A 25,380-nucleotide genomic window follows, 5' to 3' on the forward strand; every position below is an offset into this window, starting at 1 on the left:
TTTGTTGTCGCACAGCGGTGCTCGGTGTGTGGAACTCCTGGCCGAGACCGGTCAGGCGGGGCCGACGGCCTGCCGGAGCGCGGTGTACGACGCGACCAGGGCGCTCCGCTCCTGGGCGAGCAGGTCGTCGTCGGCGCAGCCGCCGGCGACCCAGGCATCGGAGAAGCCCATCGCCTCGACCCGCTTCTTGGCCGCCGCCCTCATGGTGGCCGGCGGTGCGTCGTACACGTAGGCGTAGAGGTCGACCAGGGACTGCACCAGCTCCTCGGTAGAGGTGGCCGAGTCGTGCTGGTGCTCCCGGTGCAGCCGCCACCACTCGACCTCCAGCTCGGCGGCCCGCACCGGGTCGAGGTCGAGGTCGACCATCCGGTAGAAGCGCCGCATCGACGCCCGGGCGGCGTCCGGGTGGTTGTCCGGGTACGGCGCCCAGTGCTGGTTCGCGCGCAGCACGTGCCAGGCGCCGGCCAGCGTGCGCAGCCGACCCATCCCGAAGCCCTCGTGGACCATCCCGACGGCGGCGCTGAGGAAGCGGCGCCACTCGCGGCGGTAGTAGGCGGCCCAGGCGTCGGTCTCCCGGTTGGCGACCAGGACCGGGTCGAAGGTTCGCGGACCGCGCTCGGTGGCCATGGGTTTCACGCTAACCGCGTGAGGAGCGGGAAGGAGCGGAAATGCGGGCAACCCCAGCGGCGCTACCGTGGGCGGAGTGAGTGAGCTGACGGGAAGAGACCCGATCTACGATCCCCAGGAGCTGGAGCGGCAGCTAGTAGTCAGGGAGAACGCCGGCGATGTTGGTGGCATGACCGCCCTGTTCGAGCCGGACGCGGTGATCGAACTCGGCGAGGGACGGCTGGTGCGCGGCACCGAAGCCATTCGCGAGTTCTTCACCGAGCTCCAAGTCACGGGAATCGGGCCGGAAGGACGAAGGTTCAAGCTCGGTGAGCAGCGCCCAGCGCTGATCTCCGGCGATTTGGCCCTCACCTCGACGCGCAGTATCGACGGTGACATCACCTCGGAGGTCGCGCGGCGCCAGGACGATGGCACCTGGCTTTGGATCATCGACCGGTGGTCGGTCAACTGGTGACGCGAGGGCTCAGAAATGGGTCCAGCCGCGGGGGCCGTCGTACTCCGCACCGTCGACGGTGACGCCACTGCCGTCCAGGACGCGGCCGATGGTCAGCCAGCCGTCCGGCACCGCACCGGCCGGGAAGGTGGCGAGCAGCGCGTGGTCCTCTCCCCCGCCGAGCACGTACTGCAGCGGCTCCGCGCCGGTCGCGGCGGCGACCGCCTCGAGCGGCTCCGGGATCTCGAAGGCGCCGCTGTCGATGTCGATCGCCACTCCGGACGCGGCGGCGATGTGGCCGGCGTCGGCGAGCAGGCCGTCGGAGATGTCGATCATCGCCGTCGCGAGGCCGGCGACGGCCGGGCCGGCGTCGTACGGCGGCTCCGGGCGTCGGTAGGCGTCGACCAGCGCCCGCGGCGAGCGGAACCCGCGCCCGAGTACGGCGAGCCCGCCAGCCGCCCAGCCCTGACGGCCGCGGAGCGCGACCACCTCGCCGGCCGTCGCCCCGGAGCGGAGTATCGGCGCCTCGGTACAGGCGCCCAGCACCGTCACTGCGATCACGATCTCGTCGGCCCGGGTCAGGTCGCCGCCGACCACACTCGCCCCGACCAGCGCCGCCTCCGCGGCGAAGCCGCGGGCGAAGTCCAGCAGCCACTGCGCAGGCAGGTCCGCCGGTGCCGCGACACCGATGGTGAGCGAGGTGGCCCGGCCGCCCATGGCGTTGATGTCGGAGATGTTCTGGGCGGCGGCGCGGTGGCCGACGTCTTCGGCGGAGGCCCAGTCGCGCCGGAAGTGGTTGCCCTCGACGAGCAGGTCGGTCGAGATCACGACATGGCCGGTACGGACCCGGAGCACCGCGGCGTCGTCGCCCGGCCCGACCAGCACCTGCTCGCCCTGCTCGAAGACCTGTACCAAAGCGTCGATCAGCCCGAACTCGCCGGCCTCGGCGAGGGTCACGTCGGGTGCGAAGGTCATGGCCCCCATCTCATCAGACGTGGCCTTTCCCACCTGCGTCGCCACTAGGGAGGGTGCAACCTATCCGGTCGCGTCGGGCACGCGATAGGTTGACCAGTGACCAAGTCCGCAACAGATCGAGGAGTCACGATGGTCGTACAGGCCTACATCTTGATCCAGACCGACGTCGGCAAGGCTGCCGAGGTCGCCGTCGCGATCGCCAAGGTGAAGGGCGTTACCCTCGCCGAGGACGTGACCGGCCCGTACGACGTGATCGTGCGCGCGGAGGCACGCAACGTCGACGAGCTCGGCAAGCTCGTGGTGGCCAAGGTGCAGACCCTCGATGGGATCACGCGCACGCTCACCTGCCCGGTCGTCCACATCTGAGCAGTTGTTGACGAGCTTCCGGCGCCCCGGGTCCGCTCGGACACGGGGCGCCATCCATTTCCGTCCCGTCCTTGCCTTCGCGATCGGGGCCTACCTGGTCGCGACCCTGGCAGCCTGCAGCGAGAAGGTGCCGATCGACGAGCCGGACATGAGCGACACGACCGAGGAGACCTGCGCCAAGCTGATCGAGGAGCTCCCCGAGACCGTCGGCGGCCAGCAGCAGCGCGAGATGGAGCCCGCCAACGCCCTCGGCGCCGCCTGGGGCGAGCCGGCGATCGTGCTGACCTGCGGGGTGCCGCTGCCGGATGACGTGGTGGCGACCGACGGCACCGAGGCGCCGCCGCCGTGCCAGGAGGTCGACGGTGTCGGCTGGTTCGTGCCGGAGGACCAGATTGCCGACCAGTCCGCCGACGTGGTGATGACCACCATCGACTTCAGCCCGGCCGTCCAGGTGCAGCTGCCCGCGGCGTACCGCCCGACCGGCGCCGCCATGGTCGACCTCGCGCCCGCCATCAAGAAGACGCTCGAGCCCGTCGACCGCTGCAAGTGACCGGCTCCCGGGGAGTCTGCTGAGCAATACCGTCGAAGCGAGCGGTGTGAGACGTGTGCGCTCGCAAGGCGGACGAGGGAGGCGGGCCGGTGGCCCGTCGACCGAGGACAACACAGCGAGCGTGCGCGTATCGCGCCGCGCAGCCGACGGGATTGCTCAGCAGACTCCCTAGGCTGTGGGCATGGCCGATCCCGCGTCCTACCGCCCCGCCACCGTCGCCGTCACCGCCGGCCGGCCCGCCCACGAGCCCGACAACCCGCTGAACGAGCCGATCACGATGGCCTCGACGTACGTCGCGGGCGGAGACCGCGAGTACGGCCGCTACACCAACCCGACCTGGACCGCCTTCGAGACCGCTCTCGGCGCGCTCGAGGGCGGCCGGTGCCTGGCGTTCGCCTCCGGGCTGGCGACCGTGAGCACGTTGCTCGACCTGGTCGGCCAGGGCCAGAAGGTGGTCGCGCCGCGGCACGCCTACTCCGGCACCGTCATGCAGCTGGCCGATCTCGAGGCCCGCGGCCGGCTGCACGCAGAGCTGGTCGACATCGCCGACACCGCGGCCGTGGTCAAGGCCTGCGCCGACGCCTCGCTGGTCTGGCTGGAGTCGCCCACCAACCCGGCGCTCGAGCTGGCCGACATCCCGGTGATCGCCGAGGCCGCGCGCGAGGCCGGCGCGTACGTCGTGGTCGACAACACCTTCGCCACTCCCCTGCTGCAGCAGCCGCTCGACCTCGGCGCCGACCTGGTCGTGCACTCCGCGACCAAGTTCATCGCCGGCCACAGCGACGTGCTGATGGGCGCTGTGCTCACCCGCGACGACGAGCTGTACGGCGTACTCAAGGGCCGGCGGGACCTGATCGGCGCCGTCCCCGGGCCGTTCGAGGCATGGCTGGCGCTACGCGGCCTCCGCACCCTCCACCTGCGGATCGAGCGCGCCCAGGCCAACGCCCAGGAGCTGGTACGCCGCCTCGGCGAGCATCCCGCCGTCGGTGAGGTCCGCTACCCCGGCTTCGGTGCGATCGTGTCGATCGTGCTCGCCGAGGGCGCGCTCGCCGCCGACCTGCTCACCCACAAGACCAAGCTCTGGGTGCACGCCACCAGCCTCGGCGGCGTCGAGTCGACCTTCGAGCGCCGCCGCCGCTGGAAGTCGGAGGCGGCCACGATCCCCGACGGCCTGGTCCGGATGTCGGTCGGCATCGAGGACATCGAGGACCTCTGGACCGACCTCAAGACCGCCCTCGACACCCTGACGAGCAGTTAGCCCGACCGTTTCTGTCCCAGCCCGCTGGAAACTTCGCGTGGGTTGGGCCAGTTTCACTAGGTACCTAGTGAAACTGCCCGCCCCGCAACCACTAGTCTGTCTCGGCCTTGATGTCGCGGGAGATCATGCTGTCCATCAGTTCCGGGGCGGTCATCCGGCCGCCGACGACAGCCTCGACGTGCTCGGCGATCGGCGCGTCCACGTTGGTGCGACGAGCCAGGTCGAGCAGCGACGAGCAGGACTTCGCGCCCTCGGCGACCTGCCGGGTCGAGGCGTAGATCTCCTCGGTCGTCATCCCCTGGCCTAGCTTCTCGCCGAAGCTCCGGTTGCGCGACAGCGGCGAGGAGCAGGTAGCGACAAGGTCGCCGAGCCCGGCCAGGCCCATCAGCGTCAGCGGGTTGGCGCCGAGCGCCATCGCCAGCCGGGCGGTCTCGGCGAGGCCGCGGGTGATCACCGAGGCGGTGGTGTTGTCGCCGAAGCCGAGCCCGACCGCCATCCCGACCGCGAGCCCGACCACGTTCTTGTAGGCGCCGCCCAGCTCGCAGCCGAGGACGTCGAGCGAGCTGTAGGGCCGGAACGCCTTGGTGTGGCACAGCGTCTGCAGCCGCTTCACGACATCCTCGTCGGCGCAGGCGACCACCGAAGCGGCCGGCTCCCGGCTGGCGATCTCCTTGGCGAGGTTCGGACCGCTGACCACGGCGATCCGGTCCGGGCCGGCGCCGGTGACCTCGGCGATCACCTCCGACATCCGCTTCACGGTGCCGAGCTCCACGCCCTTCATCAGCGAGATCAGCACCTGGTTGTCGGCGATGAAGTCGGACCACTCACCGAGGTTCTGGCGCAGCGTCTGGGACGGTACGGCGAGCACCACCGCCTCGGCCTCGGCGAGCGCCTTCTCCGGGTCGTGGGTCGCCGAGATCGTGGGCGGAAGCTGGATGCCAGGCAGGTAGTCGGAGTTCTCCCGCTTATCGTTGATCGTCGCGCACACCTCCTCCCGTCGGCCCCAGATGGTCACGTCGTTGCCGGCGTCGGCGAGCACGAGCGAGAACGCCGTACCCCACGATCCGGCTCCGAATACCGCCACCTTGGTCATACGCCGCCCTCCCTCTGGCCTTCTGCTCCACTGTCGTCCGATCCGCTCTTGCGGTCCTTGGGCTTCCCGATCTCGCTCACGCCGGCCTGCCGCGGGTCGAACCGCTCCGCCGGGGCCTTGGCGCCGCGCACATCCTCCAGCAGCGCGGTGATCGCGGCCATGATCCGGTCGGTCGCCTCGTTGACGGCCGCGGACGTCAGCGGCTCGGCGCGCAAGTCCTCCAGCAGCACCGGCTCGCCGACCTTCATCGTGATCGTCTTGCGTGGGAAGAGCTTGGGCCGCTTGCTGTACGGCGCGAGGATCTCGTGGGCGCCCCACTGGGCGATCGGGATCACCGGGCAGCCGGTGGCCAGCGCGATCCGGGCCGCGCCGGACTTGCCGCGCATCGGCCACAGGTCGGGGTCGCGGGTGATCGAGCCCTCGGGGTAGACCACGACCAGCTCGCCCTGCTCGATCGCAGCCACCGCGGCGTCGAACGCGCCGGCGGCGTTCGACGAGAGGCGCTCGACGGGGATCTGGCCGGCGGCGGTCATGAACTTCGCCATCGCCTTGTTCTTGAACAGCGACGACTTGGCGAGGTACCGCGGCAGCCGGCCGCGGTAGTAGACCAGGTGGGCGGCGGTCAGCGGGTCGATCTTGGTGACGTGGTTGAGCACGACCACGCAGCCGCCCTCGGTCGGCACCTTCTCCTCGTCGATCCAGTGGCGTTTGGTCGCCCCGAGCAGGATCGGCTCCAAGATGGTGGCGGCGAGGGTGTAGGCCCAGCCGCGCTGCTGCTTGATCTTCAGCTTCCTCGCCATCGTCCTCGTCCGATCCCGGCCGCGGGTCCACTCCCGCTCGACATCAGCATGAGGCTACTGCGTCGGACTCACACCGCGATGGCAGGATCAACGCGATGTCTTCGTATGCCGTGCTGGTCCCCGTGAAGCCGTTGGCGCTGGCCAAGTCGCGCCTGGTCGGGATCAGCGATGCCCGCCGGAGCGCGTTGGCCGCGGCGTTCGCGCTGGACACGGTCGCTGTCGCGGCGGCCACGCCGGGAGTGGTGGGAGTGCTAGCGGTGACCGACGACTTCCGGTTCGCCGCGGAACTGGCCGCACGCGGCTGCGCGGTGATCCCGGACGGCGTCACCGGCGACCTCAACGGCAGCCTGCTCCAAGCCGCGCACGAAGCCGTGCGCCGCTGGCCCGATGCCGGAGTGGCCGCGGTCTGCGCCGATCTGCCGGCGCTGCGCGCGACCGATCTGGCGGCCGCGCTGCGCGCCGTACCGGAGGACCGGCCTGGCTTCGTCACGGACGCAGCCGGCCGGGGTACGACGACGTACGCCGCCGCGCTGGCGGACTTCGCGCCCCGGTTCGGCCCTGACTCGCGGGACGCGCACCTCGACGCCGGATGCGCGGAGATCGCCGGCGCCCTCGCCAGCCTGCGCCAGGACGTCGACGACCCGACCGATCTTGCGCAGGCGCGCGAACTCGGCGTCGGGCCGGCGACCGCCGCCGTACTCGCGAACGAGTGGGTTCCGGGCTAGGACTTCTTGGCCGTGGTCTTCTTCGCGGTCGACTTCTTGGCCGGCGCCTTCTTGGCCGGCGCCTTCTTGGCCGGCGCCTTCTTGGCCGTCGTCGACTTTGCAGCCGTCTTGGTGGCCGTCTTCTTAGCCGTGGACTTAGCCGCAGTCTTTGCCGGCGCCTTCTTTGCGGGCGCCTTCTTAGCCGTCGACTTGGTGGCCGTCGACTGTGCCGGGGTCGACTTCGCCGCGGTCTTTGCCGGAGCCTTCTTAGCGGGCGCCTTCTTGGCCGGTGCCGCCTTCTTGGCCGGTGCCGCCTTCTTGGCCGGCGCTGCCGCCTTTGCCGGAGCAGCCTTTGCCGGAGCGGCAGCCTTGGCGGGCGCCTTCTTCGCCGGCATCTTGACCCCGGGCACCGCCGCCAGCGTGAGCTTGGGCAGCTTCTTCGCGCCCGAGATCACGGCCTTCAGGTCGGCTCCGGGGGTGAACTTCGGAATCGCGGTCTTCTTCGCCTTGATCCGTTCGCCAGTGCGCGGGTTACGTACCCAGCGACTGTCACGAACCCGCTTCTCGAACGAACCGAAGCCCGTGATCGCGACCTTCTCGCCCTTGGCGACCTCGCGGGTGATGGTGTCCAGCACCGAGTCGAGTGCGTGAGCGGCGGCCTTGCGGTTTCCTTCATAACGCGCGGCCAGCGCGTCGATGAGCTGCGTCTTGTTCACTAGCTTTCCTTCCAATGAACCCGAGGCCGAGCTCATGCTCGACGTCTTTCTCTAAGCACGCTAGGTATTTCAGCCGCTTCCCACAATGAACGCGCCGGGTCACCGCCGTACTTTCAGCGGTGACCCGACGCACAGGTCTAGTCAGCTCACCGGGCGCAGCACGACGTCGTCGACCGCCCAGTACCACGCGTTGGTGCCGGCATGCCGGAAGCCGACGCGAGCGTTCTGGGCTCCGGCCGGGACCGTGATCCGGACCGTCTCGCGCCTCCCCGACGTCTCGCCCGTGAACGCCTTGACGACCGTCGCAGCGCCGCCGTCGAACCGCACCACGACGTTGGCGATCGAGTCGCCGTCCTGGCGGTAGTAGTGGGTCAGGTCGACGTCGAGCCACCGCTTGGCCGCCACCGAGACCGATGGCGTCCACAGGGTGGCGTCGAAGCGCACTCCGGTCGAGCTGGTCGCGTCCGCCCATTCGTCGGAGTCGGCGACCGCCATCACGCCGCGGCCACGGACGAAGAGCTCGCGGTTCTGGCCGCGCTGTGCCTGGGCCCAGAAGGCGTCGGTGGTCATCGTCCAGCCGCGCCACTCCGGTACGCCGGTCGCGGTCATCGCGATGTCCTGGCTCCAGCCCGCCGGCAGCTCCTGGGTCCAGCCCTTGATCGTCGACGGGATCGGCTCGGTCGTCGCCGACTTGAGCGCCGGGCGTTTGGACTCGAACGGGTCGGTGTCGGCGTACGTGATCAACCGGCCGTCGGCGTCCGCCTGCGTCGGTACGCCGAGGTGCCCGAGCGCGCTGGCGGCCAGGTCGGGCAGTCGCGAGGTGTTGTTGACCGCCGCGGGTACGCCGTCACCCCAGGCGAGCACGAACGTGCCCCGCTCGGGCAGCGTGTTGCCGCCGTGACCGCCGCCGTCGGTATGGCCGTGGTCGGTTCCCATCAGCACCAGCCAGTTCTCGTTGGCACGGTTGGGGCGGGCCGCGATCGCGTCGAGCAGCTTCTTCACGTGGCCGTCCACCACCGCGATCTCGTTCAGGTAGCGCTTGCTGGCCGCACCGTAGCTGTGGCCGACGATGTCCTGCTGGCCGAAGTAGGCGAACGTCGCGTCCGCCTGGGCGGTGCGCAGGTGCGCGGATGCGTTGTCCGCGATCGCCAGGTCGTTCTGCACATAGCCCGTGGCGTCACCGTCGCGCACGAACTTGGTGTCGATCTCGTCGCTGAGGATGTGGTCGTCGATCGCCTTCCAGTCGACGCCGGCCCAGGTGTCCGCGGCCGGGCGGTTGCGCTCCAGGCGGGTCAGGAAGTCAGGGTGCTGGGAGAGCTGGGAGCCGGCGAAGCTGTTGTCGCGGACGCCGTGCTGGTCCGGCCAGGTGCCGGTGAGCAGCGTCGACCAGCCGGGACCTGACGAGGTCGCGGCCATCGGGCCGGCGTACAGCAGGCTCTGGCCGAGCGTGCCCTCGGCGGTGAGCTGCATCAGCGTCGGCGCCTTCGCGGCGCCGACCCGGCTCCAGTTCAGCCCGTCGACACCGATGACGAGCACGTGCTTTGTGTTTGCCTCGGGCGCGGCGGCGCCGACCTGGCCGGGAAGGAGGCCGACGCCGGCGACGAGGCCGGCGGCGGTCACGGCGACGGTGGCGCGCCAGAATCTGGTGGAAGTGGGCATGCAGGAGTCCTTGTCTCGCGTGCGGGCAGGGGGACGGCGGCTGGCCGCCACCACCCTCGCCGTACCCACTGGACCCCGGCAAGGCATCCAGCCGACTTGTTCAAACAAGTTCGCCTGGATGTCAAGTAACTCGGGTCAGAGCGTCGCCGGCTTCCAGCTCGGCCGGGTCGCTTCGTACGCCGCGATGTCGGCGTCGTGGCCGAGGGTGATGCCGATGTCGTCGAGACCCTCGAGCAGCCGCCAGCGGGTGTAGTCGTCGATGTCGAAGGAGTCCTCGATCGCGTCCGGACCCTCACCGGCGCGCACGGTCCGCGACTCCAGGTCCACGGTGATCGTCGCGCCCGGCCGGTCCTCGAGGTAGTCCCAGATCCGCTGGACGACCTTCTCGTCGACCTGCGCGGCGAGCAGGCCGGCCTTGCCGGAGTTGCCGCGGAAGATGTCGGCGAAGCGGGAGGAGATGACCACCCGGAAGCCGTAGTTCTGCAGCGCCCAGACGGCGTGCTCGCGCGAGGAGCCGGTGCCGAAGTCGGGGCCGGCCACCAGCACCGAGCCCGCGGCGTACTCCGGCTTGTTGAGAACGAACGACGGGTCGTTGCGCCAGGCCGCGAACAGGCCGTCCTCGAAGCCGGTCCGGGTCACCCGCTTGAGGTAGACCGCCGGGATGATCTGGTCGGTGTCGACGTTGCTGCGGCGCAGCGGGACGCCGACACCGGTGTGCGTGGTGAACTTGTCCATCTCAGACCTCCACAGAAGACAGGTCGGCGGGCGAGGAGAGCGTGCCGCGTACGGCGGTGGCCGCGGCGACCGGCACCGACACCAGGTGGGTGCGGCCGCCCTTGCCCTGCCGGCCCTCGAAGTTGCGGTTGGAGGTCGACGCGCTGCGCTCCTGGGGAGCGAGCTGGTCCGGGTTCATGCCCAGGCACATCGAGCAGCCGGCGCCGCGCCACTCCGCCCCGGCCTCGATGAAGATCTTGTCGAGACCCTCCTCGATCGCCTGGTTGCGCACCCGCACGCTCCCCGGTACGACGAGCAGCCGCGTGTTCTCGGCGACCTTGTGGCCCTTGATGATCTCGGCGGCCAGCCGCAGGTCCTCGATCCGGCCGTTGGTGCAGGAGCCGACGAAGACGGTGTCGACCGCGATCTCGCGCATCGGCGTACCGGCCTCCAGGCCCATGTACTGCAGCGCCTTCTCGGTCGCGATCTTGTCGTTCGGCTCGTCGAAGTCGTCGGGACTCGGGACGTTGCCGCCGAGCGGCACGCCCTGGCCCGGGTTGGTGCCCCAGGTGACGAACGGCGTCATCGTGGCCGCGTCGAGCACGATCTCCTTGTCGAACTCGGCGTCCGCATCGGAGACCAGCGTCTTCCAGTGCGCCAGCGCGGCGTCCCAGTCGGCACCCTTCGGCGCCTCCGGCTTGCCCTCGATGTAGTCGAACGTCGTCTGGTCCGGCGCGACCAGGCCGGCCTTGGCGCCCCACTCGATGGACATGTTGCAGACCGTCATCCGGCCCTCCATCGAGAGCTCCTCGATGGCCTGGCCGCGGTACTCCACGATGTAGCCCTGGCCGCCGCCGGTGCCGGTGTGCGCGATCAGCGTCAGCACCAGGTCCTTCGCGGTGACCCCGGCGGCCAGGCTGCCGTTGACGGTCACCGCCATCGTCTTCGGCTTGGCCTGCGGCAGCGTCTGGGTCGCCAGCACATGCTCGACCTCGGAGGTGCCGATGCCGAACGCGATCGCACCGAACGCGCCGTGGGTCGAGGTGTGCGAGTCGCCGCACACGATGGTCATGCCCGGCTGGGTCAGCCCGAGCTGCGGACCGACCACGTGCACAATCCCCTGCTCGACGTCGCCCAGCGAGTGCAGTCGTACGCCGAAATCCGCAGCGTTTTTGCGAAGAGTGTCCACTTGTGTCTTGGAAATCGGATCAGCTATGGGCTTGTCCCAGTCAAGTGTGGGAACGTTGTGATCCTCAGTGGCGAGGGTGAGGTCGGGGCGGCGTACGGCGCGGCCCGCGAGTCGTAGGCCGTCGAAGGCCTGGGGCGAGGTGACCTCGTGGATGAGGTGGAGGTCGATGTAGAGAAGGTGCGGCTCGCCTGCGACCGCGCGGACGACGTGTTCGTCCCAGACCTTCTCGGCAAGGGTCTTGCCCATGAACTGCTCCAGCTGTCGTAGGTGGACCGAAGTTTTCGGCGTTTAGCCGTAGATCACACAGCCTACGCCTTGCATCCCATGATCCGAGACGGCAGTATTGCTATATGGACAACAGTAGCGGAGTCGGCGTTCTCGACAAGGCAGCCCTCGTCCTCGCGGCACTGGAAGCAGGACCGGCCACGCTGGCCGGTTTGGTCGCCGGAACGGGCCTGGCCCGGCCGACGGCCCACCGGCTTGCCGTGGCCCTGGAGCACCACCGGCTGGTGGCGCGCGACATGCAGGGCCGTTTCGTCCTCGGTCCCCGGCTGGCCGAGCTCTCCGCGGCCGCCGGCGAGGACCGGCTCCTTGCCGCGGCCGGCCCGGTGCTCGCGCGGCTGCGCGACATCACCGGCGAGTCCGCCCAGCTCTGGCGGCGCCAGGGCGACCACCGCGTCTGCGTCGCGGCCGCCGAGCGGCCGTCCGGCCTGCGCGACACGATCCCGGTCGGCTCCCAGTTGACGATGCGCGCCGGCTCGGCCGCCCAGGTGCTGCTCGCCTGGGAGGACCCGGACCGGATGCACCGCGGCCTGCAGAACGCCGCGTTCTCGGCCACCGCGCTGTCCGGCATCCGCCGCCGCGGCTGGGCCCAGTCGGTCGGCGAGCGCGAGCAGGGTGTCGCCTCTGTCTCCGCGCCGGTCCGCTCCCCCAGCGGCAAGATCATCGCCGCGGTGTCGGTCTCCGGCCCGCTCGAGCGGCTCTCCCGCCAGCCCGGCCGGATGCACGCACCCGCCGTACTCGCCGCTGCCGACCGCCTGTCGGAGTCGCTGCGCCGCGCCGCCTCCGAGTAGCGCCCGAGTAGCGCACCCGGGCCAGGCTGTCCCAGTGGTCACGCCTGGAGATTCTTCGAGGGTATGAGTGGTCAGGGTGCGTGCAGCGCAAGGCGTCGGAGGGAGGCGGGCCGGTGGCCCGTCGACCGACGACAACGCAGCGATGTGCGTGCCCTGGCCGCTCAGACCCCGATGAATCTCCAGGCGTGACCACTAGGGCGGCGACTATCCAGTTGTGAATCGCGCGCGCATGGCGGACCGTGAACCTATGGGGTTCCTGTTGCGGCTCGCGATCCGAGTCCTGGTCCTGATTGCGGGGTGGACCGTCTACAACGTGCTGGTCAACTGGATCTGGACCGAGGACCAGCAAGACGCCAACATCGGCGCCGGGCTGCTGGCGTTCGGCCTGGTGCTCGTGGTCGCCGTCGCCGGCGGGTTCATCGACGGCCGCCGCCTCTCCCTCGGGGAGACCGTGATGACCTGGCTGCTGGCAGGCGCTGTCCTTGGCGTCTTCGCCGCCCTGTTCTCCGCGTTTCAGGACGGCAGTATCGACTGGTCGGTGTTCCGCTCGGACGTCGCCGGCATGGTGCCGATCTTCGCATTCCTGGTCGCGATCCCGGCGATGATCGGCGGCATCTTCGGGTCGGCCAGCAGCGGCCACACCACCGCTGACTCGCACTGATCGGGCTGTCCGACACGCCGGTCCTCAGGCGTGATGAGTACCCATACCGATGCCGGAAGGTAAAGAGCGCACCAGGCTGTGGGCATGAGAATTGCACTTCGCTACCTCACCCTGGTCGCTCTGTACGGCGCTGCGCTCGGAGCGGTCCACCTCATGTCCAACGACAACGACGCCGGCGCGGCGATCGGTGTCGGCATCCTGGAGTTCCTCGCGGTGGCCGCAATCTGCGGGACCTGGGCGATCTTCGACGGGATGCGCGACCTCCGTCAGGCCCTGATCACCTGGGGCGTCGTGGCCGTCGTCTACGCCGTGAGCGTCCCGTTCTTCATCGCCATCTCGGACGGCAGCCTCGACTGGTCGGTGCTCCGCTCTGACCTCGCGACGCTCGGCCCGTTCACGCTGATGCTAGTCGCCGCGCCCGCTGCGGTCGGTGCGGTCATCGGCCACGCGATCCGGCCTACGCCCGCACCGACCAGCTGAGGCCAGCTGAGGTCCGGCCTCAGAACAGCGCCTCCTGCTCCACGTCGAGCAGGGTCTGCTTGCGGGCCATGCCGCCGGCGTACCCGGTGAGCGAGCCGTCGGCCCCGATCACCCGGTGGCACGGGATCACGATCGGGATCGGATTGCGGCCGTTGGCGAGGCCGACCGCGCGGGAGGCGGCGTTGGTGTGGCCGAGCTGGTGTGCGATGTCGCCGTACGACGCGGTCCGGCCGTAGCCGATCGTCTGCAGCTCCTTCCACACCCGCAGCTGGAAGTCGGTCCCGCGCGGGTCGAGCGGCAGGTCGAAGTCGGTCAGCTCACGCGCGAAGTACGCCGTCAACTGGCGCCGCGCCTCGACCAGCACGGGGTGGTCGTCGTCGCGCTCCCCCAGCGGCCGGCCGTCGCTCGGCGGCCGGAACGGCGAGAACTCGATCGCGGTGATCGCGTCGTCGTGCTCGACGATGCGCAGCTCGCCGACCGGCGAGTCCATGACGGTCCACATGATTCAGCTTCCCTTCTTCGTTACGGCAGGCTCGTCCGCCGGGGCGGAGAGCGACTGCCACAGGTACATCAAGGCATAGGAGCGCCACGGCCGCCACGACTCGCTGAGCGCCGCGGCCTGCGCCGGGTCCCGGCCGAGCGCGATCAGCGCGTTGCGGACGCCGACATCGGTCGGCAGGAACACGTCGGGGTGGCCGAGCGCGCGGAACGCGACGTAGTCGGCGGTCCAGGGCCCGATCCCCGGCAGGGCGACCAGCGCGCGGCGTACGTCGTCGCGGTCGGGGCCGCGGTCAAGCGCGACGTCGCCGTCGGCGAGCGCCCGGCACAGCCCGATCAGCGCCCGGCCGCGGGCACGCGGCATCGGGTAGTCCTCCGGCGCCAGCTCGGCCAAGGCGGCGGCGGACGGGAACAGGTGGGTCAGCGAGTCCCGCGGGTGCGCGAGCGGTTCGCCGTACGCCGCGGTCAGCCGCCCCGCCACAGTGCGCGCGCCGGCCACGCTCACCTGCTGGCCGAGTACGGCGCGGACCGCGATCTCGTGCCCGTCGACGTGGCCCGGGACCCGGAGCCCGGGCAGGGCACGGACCAGCGGGCCGATCAGCGGGTCGCCGGCGAACTGCTCGCCCACCGCGACCGGGTCGCAATCGGCGTCCAGCAGCCGGCGGGTGCGCTCGACGGCGGCGGCGGTGTCCTTGAGGCTGTCGAGCTCGAAGGTCGCCTCGACGAACGCGGTTCCGCCTTCGGGCAGGTCGTCGAGGGTGATCCGGACGATGCCGGTGCCGTGCGGGAGCCGCAGCGTCCGGGCGTACCAGTCCGGGCCGGTCTCCTCGACGCCCGGGACCGCGCGCATGGCGAGGAAGTCGAGCAGCGCGCGTCCCGCGAACGGCGTACGCACCGCGAGTCGCATGGTGACCTGGCCGGTGGTGGTCGCCTTGGCACCGCGGCGGCCGCGCAGCTCGGTCGGCGTACTCGCGTAGACCTCGCGGATCGTGTCGTTGAACTGGCGGACGCTGGCGAAGCCGGCCGCGAACGCGATGTCGGTGTGCGGCATCGCGGTGGTCTCGATCAGGATCCGCGCGGTCTGGGCGCGGCGGGCCCGGGCCAGCGCCAGCGGGCCGGCACCGAGCTCGGCGGTGAGGATCCGGGTCAGGTGCCGCGGCGTGTAGCCGATCCGGGCCGCCAGGCCCTCGACGCCGTCGCGGTCCACCACGCCGTCGGCGATCAGCCGCATCGCGCGGCCGGCCGCGTCGGCGGCGATGTCCCAGTCCGGGCTGCCCGGGGTGGCGTCCGGCAGGCACCGCTTGCAGGCCCGGAAGCCGGCCGCCTGGGCGGCGGCCGCGCTCGGGAAGAAGCTGACGTTCTGGTACGCCGGCGTCCGCGCCGGGCAGGAGGGGCGACAGTAGATGCCGGTGGTGTGGACGCCGGTGTAGAAGACGCCGTCGAAGCGCCGGTCCCGGCTCTTCACCGCGCGGTAGCACGACTCGGAGTCGCGGTAGGCGTCCCGGGTCGTCCGTTCGTCGGTCGTGGTCATGACCCCAATCCTGCCCGACCCACGGACGTCGTACTGGCGGGAATCGGACACGAGCACCGGGCCCTCGAGAGCGTGACGCCGCCACGGTCGAGGCCCCGGAGGAGGTCCGCCCCGGCGTCGTCGCGTCGCCCGGGCAGCGCAAAATTGGGACAGATCGCCCAGATGGGCGCCCGGCCCAAACAAACATGCTGCGTGGGGGAGCCTTTGCGCCCGGCATGGCCCATGCTGGGAGGCAATGAATACCGTTCGCAGCCGGCGCCCCCTATCCACCAGCCCCTTCAAGCCCAAGCCCGAGCCGGTGATCGAGAAGTTCTCCGTGGAGGACCGAGTCACCCACGACCAGTACGGCCTCGGTCGCGTCATCGCGGCGGAGGACGACGTCGCGGTCACCGTCAACTTCGGATCGCGGGAACTGCGCCTGGTCAGTCCGTTCGCGAAGCTGACCAAGCTGTAGTCCGGCGGGTGGGCGACCCTGTTGGGGCCGCCCACCGGGTCGTGCAGCGTCAGCCGGCGATCGCTAGCCGAGCAGCTTCTGAAGGTGCAGGCCGTCGATCTTGACCGGCTTGCCGTTTGGCGAGACCACCTTGATCACGACGGTCCCGGTCCGCACCTTCCCGAAGTCCTTGACCGGGATCTGCTGCTTTGCCTTGGACTTGGTGGCGGCCAGCGAGAAGGTCCCGAGCTTGGTGCCGTTGAAGTACACGGCGACGCTCCCGTAACCCTTCCCCCTGGCCACCAGCAGACCGAGCCGCTCGACCTTGACGCCGGTCAGCTTCATCATCGCGCCGTGCTTGGTCGTGGTCCGGACGGTGCCGAGGTAGTGGGCGCCGCCCTTCTGGTTGCTCCACTTCCCGGTGAGCTTTGTCTTGCGGTCGTCCAGCGGCGTGGTGGTGCACCGGTACGCCGACGTCGCGCCCTGGTTGCCGGCGGCGTCCGTCCCGCGAGCAGCGAAGCAGTAGGTGCGGCCCTGCGTGCCGACGAGCGTCGCGGCGTTCAGGCCGGTGTCGTTCTTGAACACCTGGGTCGATCCGAAGCCCGCGTTCCACGCGGCAGCCCGCACGAACACGTCCTTGGAGGGGACCCCAAACCTGTCCTGCGTGCTCCACGCGACGGCGAACTTCGTGGCGTTCACCCGAAGGCTGGTCGGCTTGGTGACCTTCGCGACCGGAGCGACCGTGTCGTAGGTCCGGCTCAGCACCCGACCTGTCGAGGCCGTGGCCTTGACCGCCGTGACGATGGTGATGTTGCCCTGGTCGTCCAGTGCGAGGCCGCGGTTGGCCACCAGCAGCGGTGCGGCCACCAGCGACGGTGCCGGCTTGAAGCCCGTCGCACCCGTCGGCCGGACGGCCATCTCGATGCCGGGTTGGCTGGTCGCCCACTGGATCGCGGCGTCGCCGCGGTCGTTCATCGCGACCGCCGGTGCCATCGGATTGCCGGTCCCGGTGAGGATCTTCGCGTCGGCCCACTCTCCGATCGGACCGCGCTGGGCGTACTGCACCTCGCCCTCCTGTGTCCGCCATACGACAACCGAGTTCGATGCACCGTCGATGCCGACGCTCGCCTCGATCGAGTTGTCTCCGTTGAACGACAGCGTCTCGGGGTTGTCCCAGTTGCCTGCCACGCGCCGCGAGGCCATCACGAAGAGGCCCTGGCCACCGTTCTGGACGGTGTACGCCGCCTCCGCGACGCCGTACTTGTTGACCGCGACGCTCAGGTCGCCGACGACGTCGTCGGTGTCCACGGTGTCCGCGGGCGTCCACGAGGTCGCGCTCCAGGTCAGTGCCTTGACGGCGTCCTGGTCGCCCGCCTGCTCGTACCACACGGCAGTCGCCTTGCCGCTCGGGGTGACCGCCAGGTCGAGCGCCGTGGCCTTCTCGTAGCTGAGCACATCCGGGTCGACCGGACCGTCGACCGGGAGCGTCGCCGAGCGAGTGAGGTCGGCGGAGCTCGTCCAGGCCGCGAACACCCTGCCGGACGCGTCGATGCCGACCTCCGGGTCCGCCACGGCCTCGTCGGCGGGACCGAGCAGCGTGGAGGTCCACGCGCCACCGTCGATGCGCCTGGCGACCTGGAGGCGGTTGCCGTTGCCGAAGTTCACCATCCACGAGGCGACCGCGTCGCCCGACGCGTTGACCTCGACGTCCGGCATGAACGAGTTGACGACCGCGCTCGACAGGTAGGTCGTCGTACTCCACGCGCCGCCGGTGGGCCGGGTGGCCGTTGCAACGCGGTAGTGGTCGCCGACTTTCGCCCGCCAGACCGCGGTGGCGTCGCCGTCGGCGGCGACCCCGATCCGGGCACTGTCCGGGATTCCGGCGATCGGCGAGACGTTCTCCGTGTTCAGCCAGTCGGCGGCGGTGGCGGTCGTGCTACCGCCGGCGAGTAGCCCGGCCGTGACGGCCAGGGCGCCGGCTGTCGCCGCGGCCCTGACCGAGATCTTCGTGGTGCTCATCATGACTCCCTGCCTGGGGTGGCACCGCTCTTGTGAGCCGTGTCCGTTGCCCACCAATCTGGCTGCTGGGGAGTGCTCGGGGCATGAGGGGTGATCCCTCATATCCGGGATGGGGGGGTGGCCGCGAACGCGGGTCGGCAGCTTCTTGTTTCGGATCCCGCAACAACTTTTCCAGGTTTCCATCCAGTCAGCGACAAGATCTTCACACGGCGCATTTTGCGCGCTTATGATCGCCGTCACTTTAGGTCGAGCACTTAGGTGCAGCCTGCAATGACGCCGTCTCGAGGAGAGCAGATGACCGACCTCAACCGCCGCAGTTTCCTCCAGCTCGCCGGTGGCACCGCCGCCATGGCCGCGCTGACATCCAGTATCGAGCGGGCCGCCGCGCTCCCCGCCAGTCGGCAGCTCGGCGACATCAACGACGTCGAGCACATCGTCGTACTGATGCAGGAGAACCGGTCGTTCGACCACTACTTCGGCCGGCTGCGCGGGATCCGCGGCTTCGGCGACCCGCGTCCGGTGACGCTGCCGAGCGGCAAGTCGGTCTTCCACCAGGCGAACGGGAGGAAGGTCGTACTGCCGTTCCACCCGACCGCGGACGACCTCGGCATGCAGTTCCTGACCGGCCTGGACCACGACTGGCCCGGCGGACACGATGCGTGGAACAACGGCAAGTACGACCGGTGGATCCCGGCCAAGACCGCGAACACGATGGCCTACCTGGAACGCGACGACATGCCGTTCCACTACGCGCTCGCCGACGCCTTCACCCTCTGCGACGCCTACCACTGCTCGTTCATCGGGGCGACCGACCCCAACCGCTACTACATGCTGACCGGGTACACCGGCAACGACGGCACCGGCGGCGGCCCGGTGCTCGGCAACCAGGAGGCCGGCTACGGCTGGACCACCTACCCGGAGCGGCTGCTGCAGGCCGGCATCTCCTGGCGGGTCTACCAGGACATCGGCGACGGCCTGGACGCGGCCGGCCACTGGGGCTGGATCAACGACGCCTACCGCGGCAACTACGGCGACAACTCGCTGCTGTACTTCAACACCTACCGCAACTCGGCCCCGGGCAGCCCGCTGTTCGACCGCGCCCGGACCGGCACGAACGCCAAGGCCGGCGACGGCCTGTTCGACCAGCTGACCGCCGACGTCCAGGCCGGGCGGCTGCCACAGGTCTCGTGGATCGCGGCGCCGGAGGCGTTCAGCGAGCACTCGAACTGGCCCACCAACTACGGCGCCTGGTACATCGCCGGCGTCCTGGACGCGCTGACGTCCGACCCGGAGGTCTGGAGCAAGACCGCGCTGTTCATCACCTACGACGAGAACGACGGCTTCTTCGACCACATCGTGCCGCCGTTCCCGCCGAAGTCGGATGCGCAGGGACTGTCCACGGTCAGCGTGGAGGGCGAGCACTACCCCGGCGGCGGCGGGTACGCGGCCGGCCACTACGGTCCGGGTCCGCGGGTGCCGATGTTCGTGGTGTCGCCGTGGAGCACCGGCGGCTACTCGTGCTCGGAGGTCTTCGACCACACCTCGATCATCCGGTTCATGGAGCAGCGCTTCGGGGTCATCGAGCCGAACATCTCGCCGTGGCGCCGGGCGATCTTCGGCGACCTCACCTCGGCGTTCGACTTCGGCGCCGTCGCCAGCACGCCGCCGGCGCTGCCGGACACCAGCGGGTACGAGCCGCCGGACCGCGACCGGCACCCGACGTACGTCCCGAAGGCGCCGACCAAGCCGGCGATGCCGAAGCAGGAAAGTGGCTCCCGGCGGACCCGGCCGCTGCCGTACGCACCGCTGGTGGACGGCTCTGCGAGCCCGTCGACGGGAAGGTTCGCGCTCACCTTCGACGCCGGCCCCGGAGCCGGAGCGTGCTTCCACGTCACCGCCGGCAACCGCAGCGACGGCCCGTGGACCTACACCGTCGAGGCCGGCAAGCAGCTCACCGACAGCTGGAACGCGACCGCCTACAACGGGGTGTACGACCTCACGGTGCACGGCCCGAACGGCTTCTTGCGCACCCTCCGCGGCCCGGGCGCGACCGCGACCGCGGAGGTGACCGCACGCCACGACGGCGGCACCGGCGAGCTCGTCCTCACCCTCACCAACCCGGCCACGACGGTCCGCCACCTCACCCTGACCAACGCGTACGGCGGCCAGAGCAGCACGCACATCGTGAACCCGGGCGCGAGCGTGACCCACCGGATCGGCCTCCAGAGCAGCGGCCACTGGTACGACGTCACCGCGCGGTCGACCGAGGACACCGGATTCCTCCGGCGCTTCGCCGGCCACGTCGAGACCGGCCAGCCGGGGCTCAGCGACCCCGCCATCGCACAGGCGACCTGACCCGGACCTCCCAGTAGGCAAAACGCGTCCCGATCCGGCCGGTTCGGCCCGTCGGTGGCCTGTTTGCCTACTGGGAGGGCACGCCGCGCCCGGCGCTTCGATACAGCCTCTCCGGGCGCCCGCTGCCGTAGCGGAGCCGGACCGTCGCCCAGCCACGGCCGACGAAGTGCTCCAGGTAGCGCCGCGCAGTGACCCGGGACAGGCCGACCCGGTCCGCGCATTCGGCCGCCGACAGCTCTCCGGCCGCGGCGAGGGCGGCGAGTACGGCGTCCGCGGTCGGCGCGCTCAGGCCCTTCGGGAGCACCGGGCCGCGGCCGGCGGCCGCGGGGCCGAAGACCGCGTCGATGTCGCTCTGCTCGGGCGGCCGGTCGCCGGCCAGCGCGTGGTGGGCGGTGGCGAAGGCCTGCAGGCGCCCGCGCAGGTCGTCGTACTCGAAGGGCTTGACGAGGTAGTGCGCCGCTCCCCCGGCCGCCGCCGCGCGTACCGTCTCGGCCTCGCGGGCCGCGGTCACCATGATCACGCCGACGTCGTCGCCGCCGGCGCGCAGCCGGCGCAGCACCTCGATCCCACTCAGGTCGGGCAGGTGCACGTCGAGCAGCACCAGGTCCGGGCCGAGCCTCTCGATCTCGGCGAGCGCGGCGGCGCCGGTGGCGCACTGCCCGACCACCCGGAACCCGTCGGTACGGTCCACGAACCGGGTGTGGATCCCGGCGACCATGAAGTCGTCGTCGACGACGAGCACGGTGAGGTCGTCGGTCATGGTCGGGTCCGTCCTGCCGGCAGCCGCACGGTGAACACCGCGCCCCGGTCATGATCCCGGTCGTTGCGTACCGACACCGAGCCGCCACGGCGTTCGCTGACCACCCGCACCAGCGCCAGCCCGACACCACGGCCCGCCCCACTGTCGGCCGGGTCGGCGGGCTTGGTGGAGTAGCCGCGCCGGAAGATCGCGTCGGCCACGTCGTCGGGTACGCCGGCGCCGCCGTCGGCGACCTCGACGATGACAGCCCCGTCCTCCTCGACCAGGCGTACGTCGACCCGGTCGCCGCCGGCCGTGACCGTCGCGTCGACCGCGTTGTCGACCAGATTGCCGAGCACCGTGCCGACGTCGCCGGACAGCTCGGGGTCCAGCCGCGGCAGCGCGGAGTCCTCGCCGAGCCGGAGCTCGACGCCGCGCTCGGCAGCCAGGCTGACCTTGGCGATCGCCAGCGCGGCGACCGCGGGGTCCGCGACCCGGGCGGTGACCGCGTCGCTGATCGCGGCCCGGCGCCGGGTCAGCCCGGACACGAACGCGGTGACGTCGTCGTACTCCTCCAGCTGGATCAGCCCGGAGATCGTGTGCAGCTGGTTCTGGAACTCGTGGGTCTGGGCGCGCAGCGTGTCGGTGATGCCCTGGCGGGCGGTGAGCTCGCTCTCCAGGGCGAGCAGCTCGGTGCGGTCGCGCAGGGTGGTGACCGTGCCGACGTGCCGGCCGTCGTACACGACCCGGCTGCGGTTCAGCACCAGCACCCGGCCGCCGACCACGAGCGCGTCGTCGTGCGCCTCGGTCGTGCCGGTCAGCGCGTCGCGGACGGTCGGGTCCAGCTCCAGCCGGTCGACCCGCTCGCCCTCCCGGGTGGCCGGCAGCCCGAGCACCTCGCGGGCGCTGTCGCTGATCACCGTGATGATGCCCTCCGGCGAGACCGCTACGACGCCCTCGCGGAGCGAGTGCAGCAGCGCCTCGCGCTGGTCGGCCAGCGCCGCGATCTCGGTCGGCTCCAGGCCGCGGGTACGCCGCCGGATCAGCCGCGACAGCAGCCAGGAGCCGGCCACGCCGAGGAGCAGGCCGAGGCCGAGGAAGCCCACCAGGTCAGGCAGTACGGCGCGAGCCCGGGCCGCCAGCGACGGGTACTCCTCGGTCACTACGACGATTCCGATCAGGTCGCCGCGGTCGCTCAGCACTGGCACATGTGTGGCGATCGAGTTCCGTCCGCGGTCGTCGACGTCACCGGTCCAGGCCCTCAGGTCCAGCACGGTGCTGTCGGACAGGTCGACGCGGGTGCCGACGGCCGGCCGGTTAGTCCCGGACAGCACCCGGCCCTCCGGGTCGGCGAGGTAGACCGAGTCCGCGTCCAGGTGGCGACGCTCCGCCTCGGCGTACGACGCGAGTGTGATGCTCACCGGTGGCTCCGACAGCTCGTCGCGGACGTTCTGGGTCCCGGCCAGCCGCTCGGCGCCGCGGCGCAGGAACACCCCCCGGGTGTCGCGGAAGTCGTCCTCGCTCTGGCGTACCGAGACCACGCTCGCGACCGCCAGCACGGCGAGCAGCACAGCGAGCTGAAGGAGCAGGAACTGACCGGCCAGCGTCACCGGCCGGCGCCGTGACCACAAGTTCCACAACCTCCCTTAGTTTCCCAAGCGTGACGACCGCCACACGGTGCCAGCACCATCAGGATGTCGCAATCCCACGACCAAGGAGTGCTATGACCACCGGCAGCCGGACACGAGGTGTCCTGATCGCCGTCGTGCTCGCCCTCGCCGCCACGCTCGCGTCCGGCTGCGGGGTGACCCGCGGCGACCAGGACGACGACCTGGCGATGTGGATCCCGAACAGCCCCGGCGGCGGCTACGACCAGACCGGTCGGGCCGCGGTCGGCGTGATGGAGCGGGACGACGTCATCGACGGCTCGTTCGAGGTCACCAACATCATCGGTGGCGGCGGCTCGGTCGCGATGTCGCGGCTGATGAACGCCGAGGGCGACGGGACCCTGATGATGACCGTCGGTCTCGGCGTCGTCGGCGCGACGTACTCCCTCGGCCTGGAGCAGCGGCCGCACCACGCCACCCCGCTCGCCCAGCTGATCGAGGACCAGGAGGGCGTGCTGGTGCCGGCGGACTCGCCGTACCAGACCATCGACGACTTCCTCGACGCCTGGAAGCAGGACCCGGACGGGATCGTGCTCGGCGGCGGCTCCTCTCCGGGCGGGCCCGACCACCTGTTCCCGATGCAGCTCGCCGGCGCGATCGGGATCGACCCCAGGGATGCCCGGTACGTCGTCTACGACGGCGGCGGGCCGCTCACCAGTGCCCTGCTCGGCAAGAAGATCGACGTCGGCTTCTCGGGTGTCGGCGAGTTCGAGGGCCAGATCGAGGCCGGTGAGCTGCGGGTGCTCGCGGTCTCCGGCGAGGAGCGGCTCACCGGCGAGTCGGTCAAGGACGTGCCCACGCTCACGGAGTCGGGCGTGGACCTGGTCTTCACCAACTGGCGCGGAGTGCTGGCGCCGCCCGGGATCTCCGAGGAGCGGCGCGAGGAGCTGATCGCGCTGCTGGCCGAGATGCACGACAGCCCCGAGTGGCAGCAGGCGCTGGAGGACAACGGCTGGATCGACGCCTTCCGCACCGGAGACGAGTTCACGAGGTTCCTGGAGGAACAGGACGAGCGGGTCGCCACGACCCTTGAGGAGCTGGGACTGCTGTGAGTACGACGACTTCGACCGCACCCGAACGGCGGGTCGACCGCGGCCAGTACGCCCTCGCGGCGCTGCTGGTACTGATCGGCGGCTACACCGTCTACGACGCCACCACGCTCAACGTCGGGTTCGGCGACCCGGTCGGGCCGCGGGCGTTCCCCTACGCGGTCGGCAGTGTGCTGCTCGGCCTCGGCATCCTGCTCGCGATCGTCACCGCGCGCGGCGACGTACCCGAGAGCGAGGAGGGCGAGGACGTGGATCTCACCCACCCCGCTGACTGGGTGACGCTGGCCAAGCTGGTCGCGGTGCTGGTCTTCACGATCCTGACCATCGGCGTCCTCGGCTGGGCGATCAACGGCGCGATCCTGTTCGCCGGCAGCGCCTGGGCGCTTGGCAGCCGGACCCTGATCCGCGACGTACTCGTCGGGATCGTGCTGTCGGTCGGCAGCTGGTACGGCTTCTACGTCGGGCTCGACATCCCGCTCAGCCCGGGCATCCTGGACGGGGTGCTCTGATGGAGAGCCTCGACCTGCTCTGGGGCGGCCTGGAGGCCGCGTTCACCTTCGAGAACCTGCTCTGGGCCTGCATCGGCGTGCTGCTCGGCACCTTCGTCGGCGTACTCCCGGGCATCGGCCCGGCGATGACCGTCGCGCTGCTGCTGCCGGTGACCTACGGGCTGGAGCCCGCGCAGGCGTTCATCATGTTCGCCGGCATCTACTACGGCGCGATGTACGGCGGCTCCACGACCTCGATCCTGCTCAACACACCGGGCGAGTCCTCGTCGGTGATGACCGCGATCGAGGGCAACAAGATGGCCAAGCGCGGGCGGGCAGCGCAGGCGCTGGCCACCGCCGCGATCGGCTCGTTCATCGCCGGCACGATCGGCACCATGCTGGTGGTCTTCCTGGCGCCGTGGCTGGCCGAGATCGCCGTCGAGATCGGCGCTCCGTCGTACCTCGCGGTGACGGTCCTCGCGATGGTGCTGGTGACCAGCGTGCTCGGGTCGTCCCGGCTGCGCGGCTTCATCGCGCTGTTCCTCGGCCTCACCATCGGCCTGGTCGGGCTCGACCTGTCGACCGCCCAGTCAAGGCTGAGCTTCGGCAACCCGCTGCTGGCCGACCGGATCGACATCGTGGTGGTCGCGGTCGGGGTGTTCGCGCTCGGCGAGGCGCTGTGGGTCGCCGCGCACCTGCGCCGCAAGCCGCTGGAGATCAGCAGCGTCGGTGGCCGGCCGTGGCTGGCCGGTGACGACCTGCGGCGCTCGTGGGGGCCGTGGCTGCGCGGCACCGCGCTCGGCTTCCCGTTCGGCGCGGTCCCGGCCGGCGGCGCGGAGACCCCGACCTTCCTCTCCTATGTCACGGAGCGGAAGCTGGCCGGGGCCGACAGTGAGTTCGGCAAGGGCGCGATCGAGGGCGTCGCCGGGCCGGAGGCCGCCAACAACGCCTCCGCGGCCGGCACCTTCGTCCCGCTGCTGGCCCTCGGCCTGCCGGTCACCGCGACCGCGTCGATCATGCTCGCGGCGTTCCAGAGCTACGGCATCGAGCCCGGCCCGCAGCTGATGACCGACCACTCCGACCTGGTGTGGACGCTGCTGGCCAGCCTGCTGATCGGCAACACGCTGCTGCTGCTCCTGAACCTGCCGCTGGCCCCGCTTTGGGCGAAGCTGCTGCGCACCCCGCGGCCGTACCTGTACGCCGGCATCTTGTTCTTCGCCTCGCTCGGTGCGTACGCCGCCAACCTGCGCGCCTTCGACCTGATGCTGCTGCTGGTCTTCGGCGCCCTGGGCTTCATGATGCG

25 protein-coding genes and 1 pseudogene are annotated in these 25,380 nt (G+C 70.7%); 13 read left to right on the forward strand and 13 right to left on the reverse strand.

Annotated features, from left to right (window positions below; all coding sequences use genetic code 11):
- Nucleotides 1-51 precede the first annotated feature (51 nt).
- Nucleotides 52-627 carry a hypothetical protein gene (locus DDV73_RS01480; protein ID WP_109505485.1) on the reverse strand — a complete coding sequence of 192 codons (576 nt, stop codon included), beginning with the start codon at nucleotides 625-627 and terminating at the stop codon, nucleotides 52-54.
- A gap of 76 nt (nucleotides 628-703) precedes the next feature.
- Here DDV73_RS01480 and DDV73_RS01485 point away from each other — a divergent pair, with 76 nt between their 5' ends.
- Complete coding sequence (locus tag DDV73_RS01485) at nucleotides 704-1,081, forward strand: YybH family protein (RefSeq protein WP_109505540.1); 378 nt, start codon at nucleotides 704-706, stop codon at nucleotides 1,079-1,081.
- 9 nt (nucleotides 1,082-1,090) lie between these two features.
- Here DDV73_RS01485 and DDV73_RS01490 read toward each other — a convergent pair whose 3' ends face one another.
- Nucleotides 1,091-2,035, reverse strand: coding sequence for a thiamine-phosphate kinase (locus tag DDV73_RS01490; protein WP_109505486.1), 945 nt, complete (start codon nucleotides 2,033-2,035; stop codon nucleotides 1,091-1,093).
- 129 nt (nucleotides 2,036-2,164) lie between these two features.
- On the opposite strand from DDV73_RS01490, the gene DDV73_RS01495 reads away from it, so the two are divergent.
- From DDV73_RS01495 to DDV73_RS01505, 3 genes are all read left to right on the forward strand, one after another.
- Nucleotides 2,165-2,401: an Lrp/AsnC family transcriptional regulator gene (locus tag DDV73_RS01495; RefSeq protein ID WP_109505487.1), complete on the forward strand. Its 237-nt coding sequence runs from the start codon at nucleotides 2,165-2,167 to the stop codon at nucleotides 2,399-2,401.
- Nucleotides 2,358-2,951, forward strand: coding sequence for a DUF3515 domain-containing protein (locus tag DDV73_RS01500; RefSeq protein WP_109505488.1), 594 nt, complete (start codon nucleotides 2,358-2,360; stop codon nucleotides 2,949-2,951). The genes DDV73_RS01495 and DDV73_RS01500 overlap by 44 nt, the downstream gene beginning before the upstream one ends.
- A gap of 181 nt (nucleotides 2,952-3,132) precedes the next feature.
- A complete protein-coding gene (locus DDV73_RS01505) occupies nucleotides 3,133-4,209 on the forward strand; it encodes a trans-sulfuration enzyme family protein (protein ID WP_109505489.1) in 1,077 nt (358 codons plus the stop codon).
- Nucleotides 4,210-4,300: 91 nt separating this feature from the next.
- Here DDV73_RS01505 and DDV73_RS01510 read toward each other — a convergent pair whose 3' ends face one another.
- Both DDV73_RS01510 and DDV73_RS01515 read right to left on the reverse strand, forming a co-directional pair.
- Complete coding sequence (locus DDV73_RS01510; RefSeq protein WP_109505490.1) at nucleotides 4,301-5,302, reverse strand: NAD(P)H-dependent glycerol-3-phosphate dehydrogenase; 1,002 nt, start codon at nucleotides 5,300-5,302, stop codon at nucleotides 4,301-4,303.
- Complete coding sequence (locus DDV73_RS01515; RefSeq protein WP_109505491.1) at nucleotides 5,299-6,102, reverse strand: lysophospholipid acyltransferase family protein; 804 nt, start codon at nucleotides 6,100-6,102, stop codon at nucleotides 5,299-5,301. The genes DDV73_RS01510 and DDV73_RS01515 overlap by 4 nt, the downstream gene beginning before the upstream one ends.
- A gap of 95 nt (nucleotides 6,103-6,197) precedes the next feature.
- On the opposite strand from DDV73_RS01515, the gene cofC reads away from it, so the two are divergent.
- Nucleotides 6,198-6,827: a 2-phospho-L-lactate guanylyltransferase gene (gene cofC / locus DDV73_RS01520; protein ID WP_109505492.1), complete on the forward strand. Its 630-nt coding sequence runs from the start codon at nucleotides 6,198-6,200 to the stop codon at nucleotides 6,825-6,827.
- On the opposite strand, the gene DDV73_RS01525 is transcribed toward cofC, so the two are convergent.
- The 4 genes from DDV73_RS01525 to leuC form a co-directional block, all read right to left on the reverse strand.
- Nucleotides 6,824-7,522, reverse strand: a complete 699-nt coding sequence (locus DDV73_RS01525) for an HU family DNA-binding protein (protein ID WP_109505493.1) — start codon at nucleotides 7,520-7,522, stop codon at nucleotides 6,824-6,826. The two genes, cofC and DDV73_RS01525, sit on opposite strands and share 4 nt — an antisense overlap.
- Nucleotides 7,523-7,663: 141 nt before the next feature.
- Nucleotides 7,664-9,181, reverse strand: coding sequence for an alkaline phosphatase family protein (locus DDV73_RS01530; protein WP_109505494.1), 1,518 nt, complete (start codon nucleotides 9,179-9,181; stop codon nucleotides 7,664-7,666).
- 135 nt (nucleotides 9,182-9,316) lie between these two features.
- On the reverse strand, nucleotides 9,317-9,916 hold the full coding sequence (leuD, locus tag DDV73_RS01535; protein ID WP_109505495.1) for a 3-isopropylmalate dehydratase small subunit: 600 nt from the start codon (nucleotides 9,914-9,916) through the stop codon (nucleotides 9,317-9,319).
- 1 nt (nucleotide 9,917) lies between these two features.
- Nucleotides 9,918-11,330, reverse strand: a complete 1,413-nt coding sequence (gene leuC / locus DDV73_RS01540) for a 3-isopropylmalate dehydratase large subunit (protein ID WP_109505496.1) — start codon at nucleotides 11,328-11,330, stop codon at nucleotides 9,918-9,920.
- 104 nt (nucleotides 11,331-11,434) lie between these two features.
- Between leuC and DDV73_RS01545 the strand changes: the two genes are divergently transcribed.
- The 3 genes from DDV73_RS01545 (at nucleotide 11,435) to DDV73_RS01555 (ending at nucleotide 13,298) form a co-directional block, all read left to right on the forward strand.
- Nucleotides 11,435-12,157: an IclR family transcriptional regulator gene (locus DDV73_RS01545; RefSeq protein WP_109505497.1), complete on the forward strand. Its 723-nt coding sequence runs from the start codon at nucleotides 11,435-11,437 to the stop codon at nucleotides 12,155-12,157.
- Between the two features lie 247 nt (nucleotides 12,158-12,404).
- Nucleotides 12,405-12,818, forward strand: a complete 414-nt coding sequence (locus tag DDV73_RS01550) for a hypothetical protein (protein ID WP_109505498.1) — start codon at nucleotides 12,405-12,407, stop codon at nucleotides 12,816-12,818.
- A gap of 84 nt (nucleotides 12,819-12,902) precedes the next feature.
- Nucleotides 12,903-13,298, forward strand: a complete 396-nt coding sequence (locus DDV73_RS01555; protein WP_109505499.1) for a hypothetical protein — start codon at nucleotides 12,903-12,905, stop codon at nucleotides 13,296-13,298.
- A 19-nt stretch (nucleotides 13,299-13,317) separates the two neighbouring features.
- Here DDV73_RS01555 and DDV73_RS01560 read toward each other — a convergent pair whose 3' ends face one another.
- Entirely contained in the window at nucleotides 13,318-13,800 is a 483-nt protein-coding gene (locus DDV73_RS01560) for a methylated-DNA--[protein]-cysteine S-methyltransferase (protein WP_109505500.1), read from the reverse strand.
- 3 nt (nucleotides 13,801-13,803) lie between these two features.
- Nucleotides 13,804-15,327 (reverse strand): DNA-3-methyladenine glycosylase 2, encoded by a 1,524-nt coding sequence (locus tag DDV73_RS01565; protein ID WP_109505501.1) that lies wholly within the window; start codon nucleotides 15,325-15,327, stop codon nucleotides 13,804-13,806.
- Nucleotides 15,328-15,562: 235 nt separating this feature from the next.
- Between DDV73_RS01565 and DDV73_RS01570 the strand changes: the two genes are divergently transcribed.
- On the forward strand, nucleotides 15,563-15,781 hold the full coding sequence (locus DDV73_RS01570; protein ID WP_109505502.1) for a hypothetical protein: 219 nt from the start codon (nucleotides 15,563-15,565) through the stop codon (nucleotides 15,779-15,781).
- Between the two features lie 63 nt (nucleotides 15,782-15,844).
- Here the strand turns inward: DDV73_RS01570 and DDV73_RS01575 are convergent, their stop codons facing one another.
- Nucleotides 15,845-17,779: a hypothetical protein gene (locus DDV73_RS01575; protein ID WP_154402566.1), complete on the reverse strand. Its 1,935-nt coding sequence runs from the start codon at nucleotides 17,777-17,779 to the stop codon at nucleotides 15,845-15,847.
- A 294-nt stretch (nucleotides 17,780-18,073) separates the two neighbouring features.
- Here DDV73_RS01575 and DDV73_RS01580 point away from each other — a divergent pair, with 294 nt between their 5' ends.
- Entirely contained in the window at nucleotides 18,074-20,134 is a 2,061-nt protein-coding gene (locus DDV73_RS01580; protein ID WP_109505504.1) for a phosphocholine-specific phospholipase C, read from the forward strand.
- A 67-nt stretch (nucleotides 20,135-20,201) separates the two neighbouring features.
- Here DDV73_RS01580 and DDV73_RS01585 read toward each other — a convergent pair whose 3' ends face one another.
- The gene (locus DDV73_RS01585; protein WP_109505505.1) at nucleotides 20,202-20,894 is read right to left on the reverse strand and encodes a response regulator; all 693 of its coding nucleotides are present in this window, start codon (nucleotides 20,892-20,894) and stop codon (nucleotides 20,202-20,204) included.
- Nucleotides 20,891-22,504 (reverse strand): sensor histidine kinase, encoded by a 1,614-nt coding sequence (locus DDV73_RS01590; RefSeq protein WP_109505506.1) that lies wholly within the window; start codon nucleotides 22,502-22,504, stop codon nucleotides 20,891-20,893. The genes DDV73_RS01585 and DDV73_RS01590 overlap by 4 nt, the downstream gene beginning before the upstream one ends.
- 92 nt (nucleotides 22,505-22,596) lie before the next feature.
- On the opposite strand from DDV73_RS01590, the gene DDV73_RS01595 reads away from it, so the two are divergent.
- The 3 genes and pseudogenes from DDV73_RS01595 to DDV73_RS01605 form a co-directional block, all read left to right on the forward strand.
- Nucleotides 22,597-23,592 carry a Bug family tripartite tricarboxylate transporter substrate binding protein gene (locus DDV73_RS01595; RefSeq protein ID WP_109505507.1) on the forward strand — a complete coding sequence of 332 codons (996 nt, stop codon included), beginning with the start codon at nucleotides 22,597-22,599 and terminating at the stop codon, nucleotides 23,590-23,592.
- The gene (locus DDV73_RS01600; RefSeq protein WP_109505508.1) at nucleotides 23,589-24,098 is read left to right on the forward strand and encodes a tripartite tricarboxylate transporter TctB family protein; all 510 of its coding nucleotides are present in this window, start codon (nucleotides 23,589-23,591) and stop codon (nucleotides 24,096-24,098) included. The genes DDV73_RS01595 and DDV73_RS01600 overlap by 4 nt, the downstream gene beginning before the upstream one ends.
- A pseudogene (locus tag DDV73_RS01605) lies at nucleotides 24,098-25,354 on the forward strand (tripartite tricarboxylate transporter permease); the annotation flags it as partial. The gene DDV73_RS01600 and the pseudogene DDV73_RS01605, both read left to right, overlap by 1 nt.
- Between the last annotated feature and the right edge of the window lie 26 nt (nucleotides 25,355-25,380).

Origin of the sequence: Nocardioides speluncae (genome assembly GCF_003121585.1) — a bacterium.
Lineage (GTDB): Bacteria > Actinomycetota > Actinomycetes > Propionibacteriales > Nocardioidaceae > Nocardioides > Nocardioides speluncae.

Excerpts from the sequence above, each read along its gene's own strand:
- DDV73_RS01595 (WP_109505507.1), top strand. The coding sequence starts at position 22,597 with ATGACCACCGGCAGCCGGACACGAGGTGTCCTGATCGCCGTCGTGCTC.
- DDV73_RS01545 (WP_109505497.1), top strand. The coding sequence starts at position 11,435 with ATGGACAACAGTAGCGGAGTCGGCGTTCTCGACAAGGCAGCCCTCGTC.
- DDV73_RS01510 (WP_109505490.1), bottom strand. The coding sequence starts at position 5,302 with ATGACCAAGGTGGCGGTATTCGGAGCCGGATCGTGGGGTACGGCGTTC.
- DDV73_RS01585 (WP_109505505.1), bottom strand. The coding sequence starts at position 20,894 with ATGACCGACGACCTCACCGTGCTCGTCGTCGACGACGACTTCATGGTC.
- DDV73_RS01555 (WP_109505499.1), top strand. The coding sequence starts at position 12,903 with ATGAGAATTGCACTTCGCTACCTCACCCTGGTCGCTCTGTACGGCGCT.
- cofC (WP_109505492.1), top strand. The coding sequence starts at position 6,198 with ATGTCTTCGTATGCCGTGCTGGTCCCCGTGAAGCCGTTGGCGCTGGCC.
- DDV73_RS01505 (WP_109505489.1), top strand. The coding sequence starts at position 3,133 with ATGGCCGATCCCGCGTCCTACCGCCCCGCCACCGTCGCCGTCACCGCC.
- DDV73_RS01570 (WP_109505502.1), top strand. The coding sequence starts at position 15,563 with ATGAATACCGTTCGCAGCCGGCGCCCCCTATCCACCAGCCCCTTCAAG.
- DDV73_RS01550 (WP_109505498.1), top strand. The coding sequence starts at position 12,405 with ATGGGGTTCCTGTTGCGGCTCGCGATCCGAGTCCTGGTCCTGATTGCG.
- DDV73_RS01530 (WP_109505494.1), bottom strand. The coding sequence starts at position 9,181 with ATGCCCACTTCCACCAGATTCTGGCGCGCCACCGTCGCCGTGACCGCC.
- DDV73_RS01575 (WP_154402566.1), bottom strand. The coding sequence starts at position 17,779 with ATGAGCACCACGAAGATCTCGGTCAGGGCCGCGGCGACAGCCGGCGCC.
- leuD (WP_109505495.1), bottom strand. The coding sequence starts at position 9,916 with ATGGACAAGTTCACCACGCACACCGGTGTCGGCGTCCCGCTGCGCCGC.
- DDV73_RS01480 (WP_109505485.1), bottom strand. The coding sequence starts at position 627 with ATGGCCACCGAGCGCGGTCCGCGAACCTTCGACCCGGTCCTGGTCGCC.
- DDV73_RS01515 (WP_109505491.1), bottom strand. The coding sequence starts at position 6,102 with ATGGCGAGGAAGCTGAAGATCAAGCAGCAGCGCGGCTGGGCCTACACC.
- DDV73_RS01490 (WP_109505486.1), bottom strand. The coding sequence starts at position 2,035 with ATGACCTTCGCACCCGACGTGACCCTCGCCGAGGCCGGCGAGTTCGGG.
- DDV73_RS01560 (WP_109505500.1), bottom strand. The coding sequence starts at position 13,800 with ATGTGGACCGTCATGGACTCGCCGGTCGGCGAGCTGCGCATCGTCGAG.
- DDV73_RS01580 (WP_109505504.1), top strand. The coding sequence starts at position 18,074 with ATGACCGACCTCAACCGCCGCAGTTTCCTCCAGCTCGCCGGTGGCACC.
- DDV73_RS01565 (WP_109505501.1), bottom strand. The coding sequence starts at position 15,327 with ATGACCACGACCGACGAACGGACGACCCGGGACGCCTACCGCGACTCC.
- DDV73_RS01500 (WP_109505488.1), top strand. The coding sequence starts at position 2,358 with ATGGGATCACGCGCACGCTCACCTGCCCGGTCGTCCACATCTGAGCAG.
- leuC (WP_109505496.1), bottom strand. The coding sequence starts at position 11,330 with ATGGGCAAGACCCTTGCCGAGAAGGTCTGGGACGAACACGTCGTCCGC.
- DDV73_RS01495 (WP_109505487.1), top strand. The coding sequence starts at position 2,165 with ATGGTCGTACAGGCCTACATCTTGATCCAGACCGACGTCGGCAAGGCT.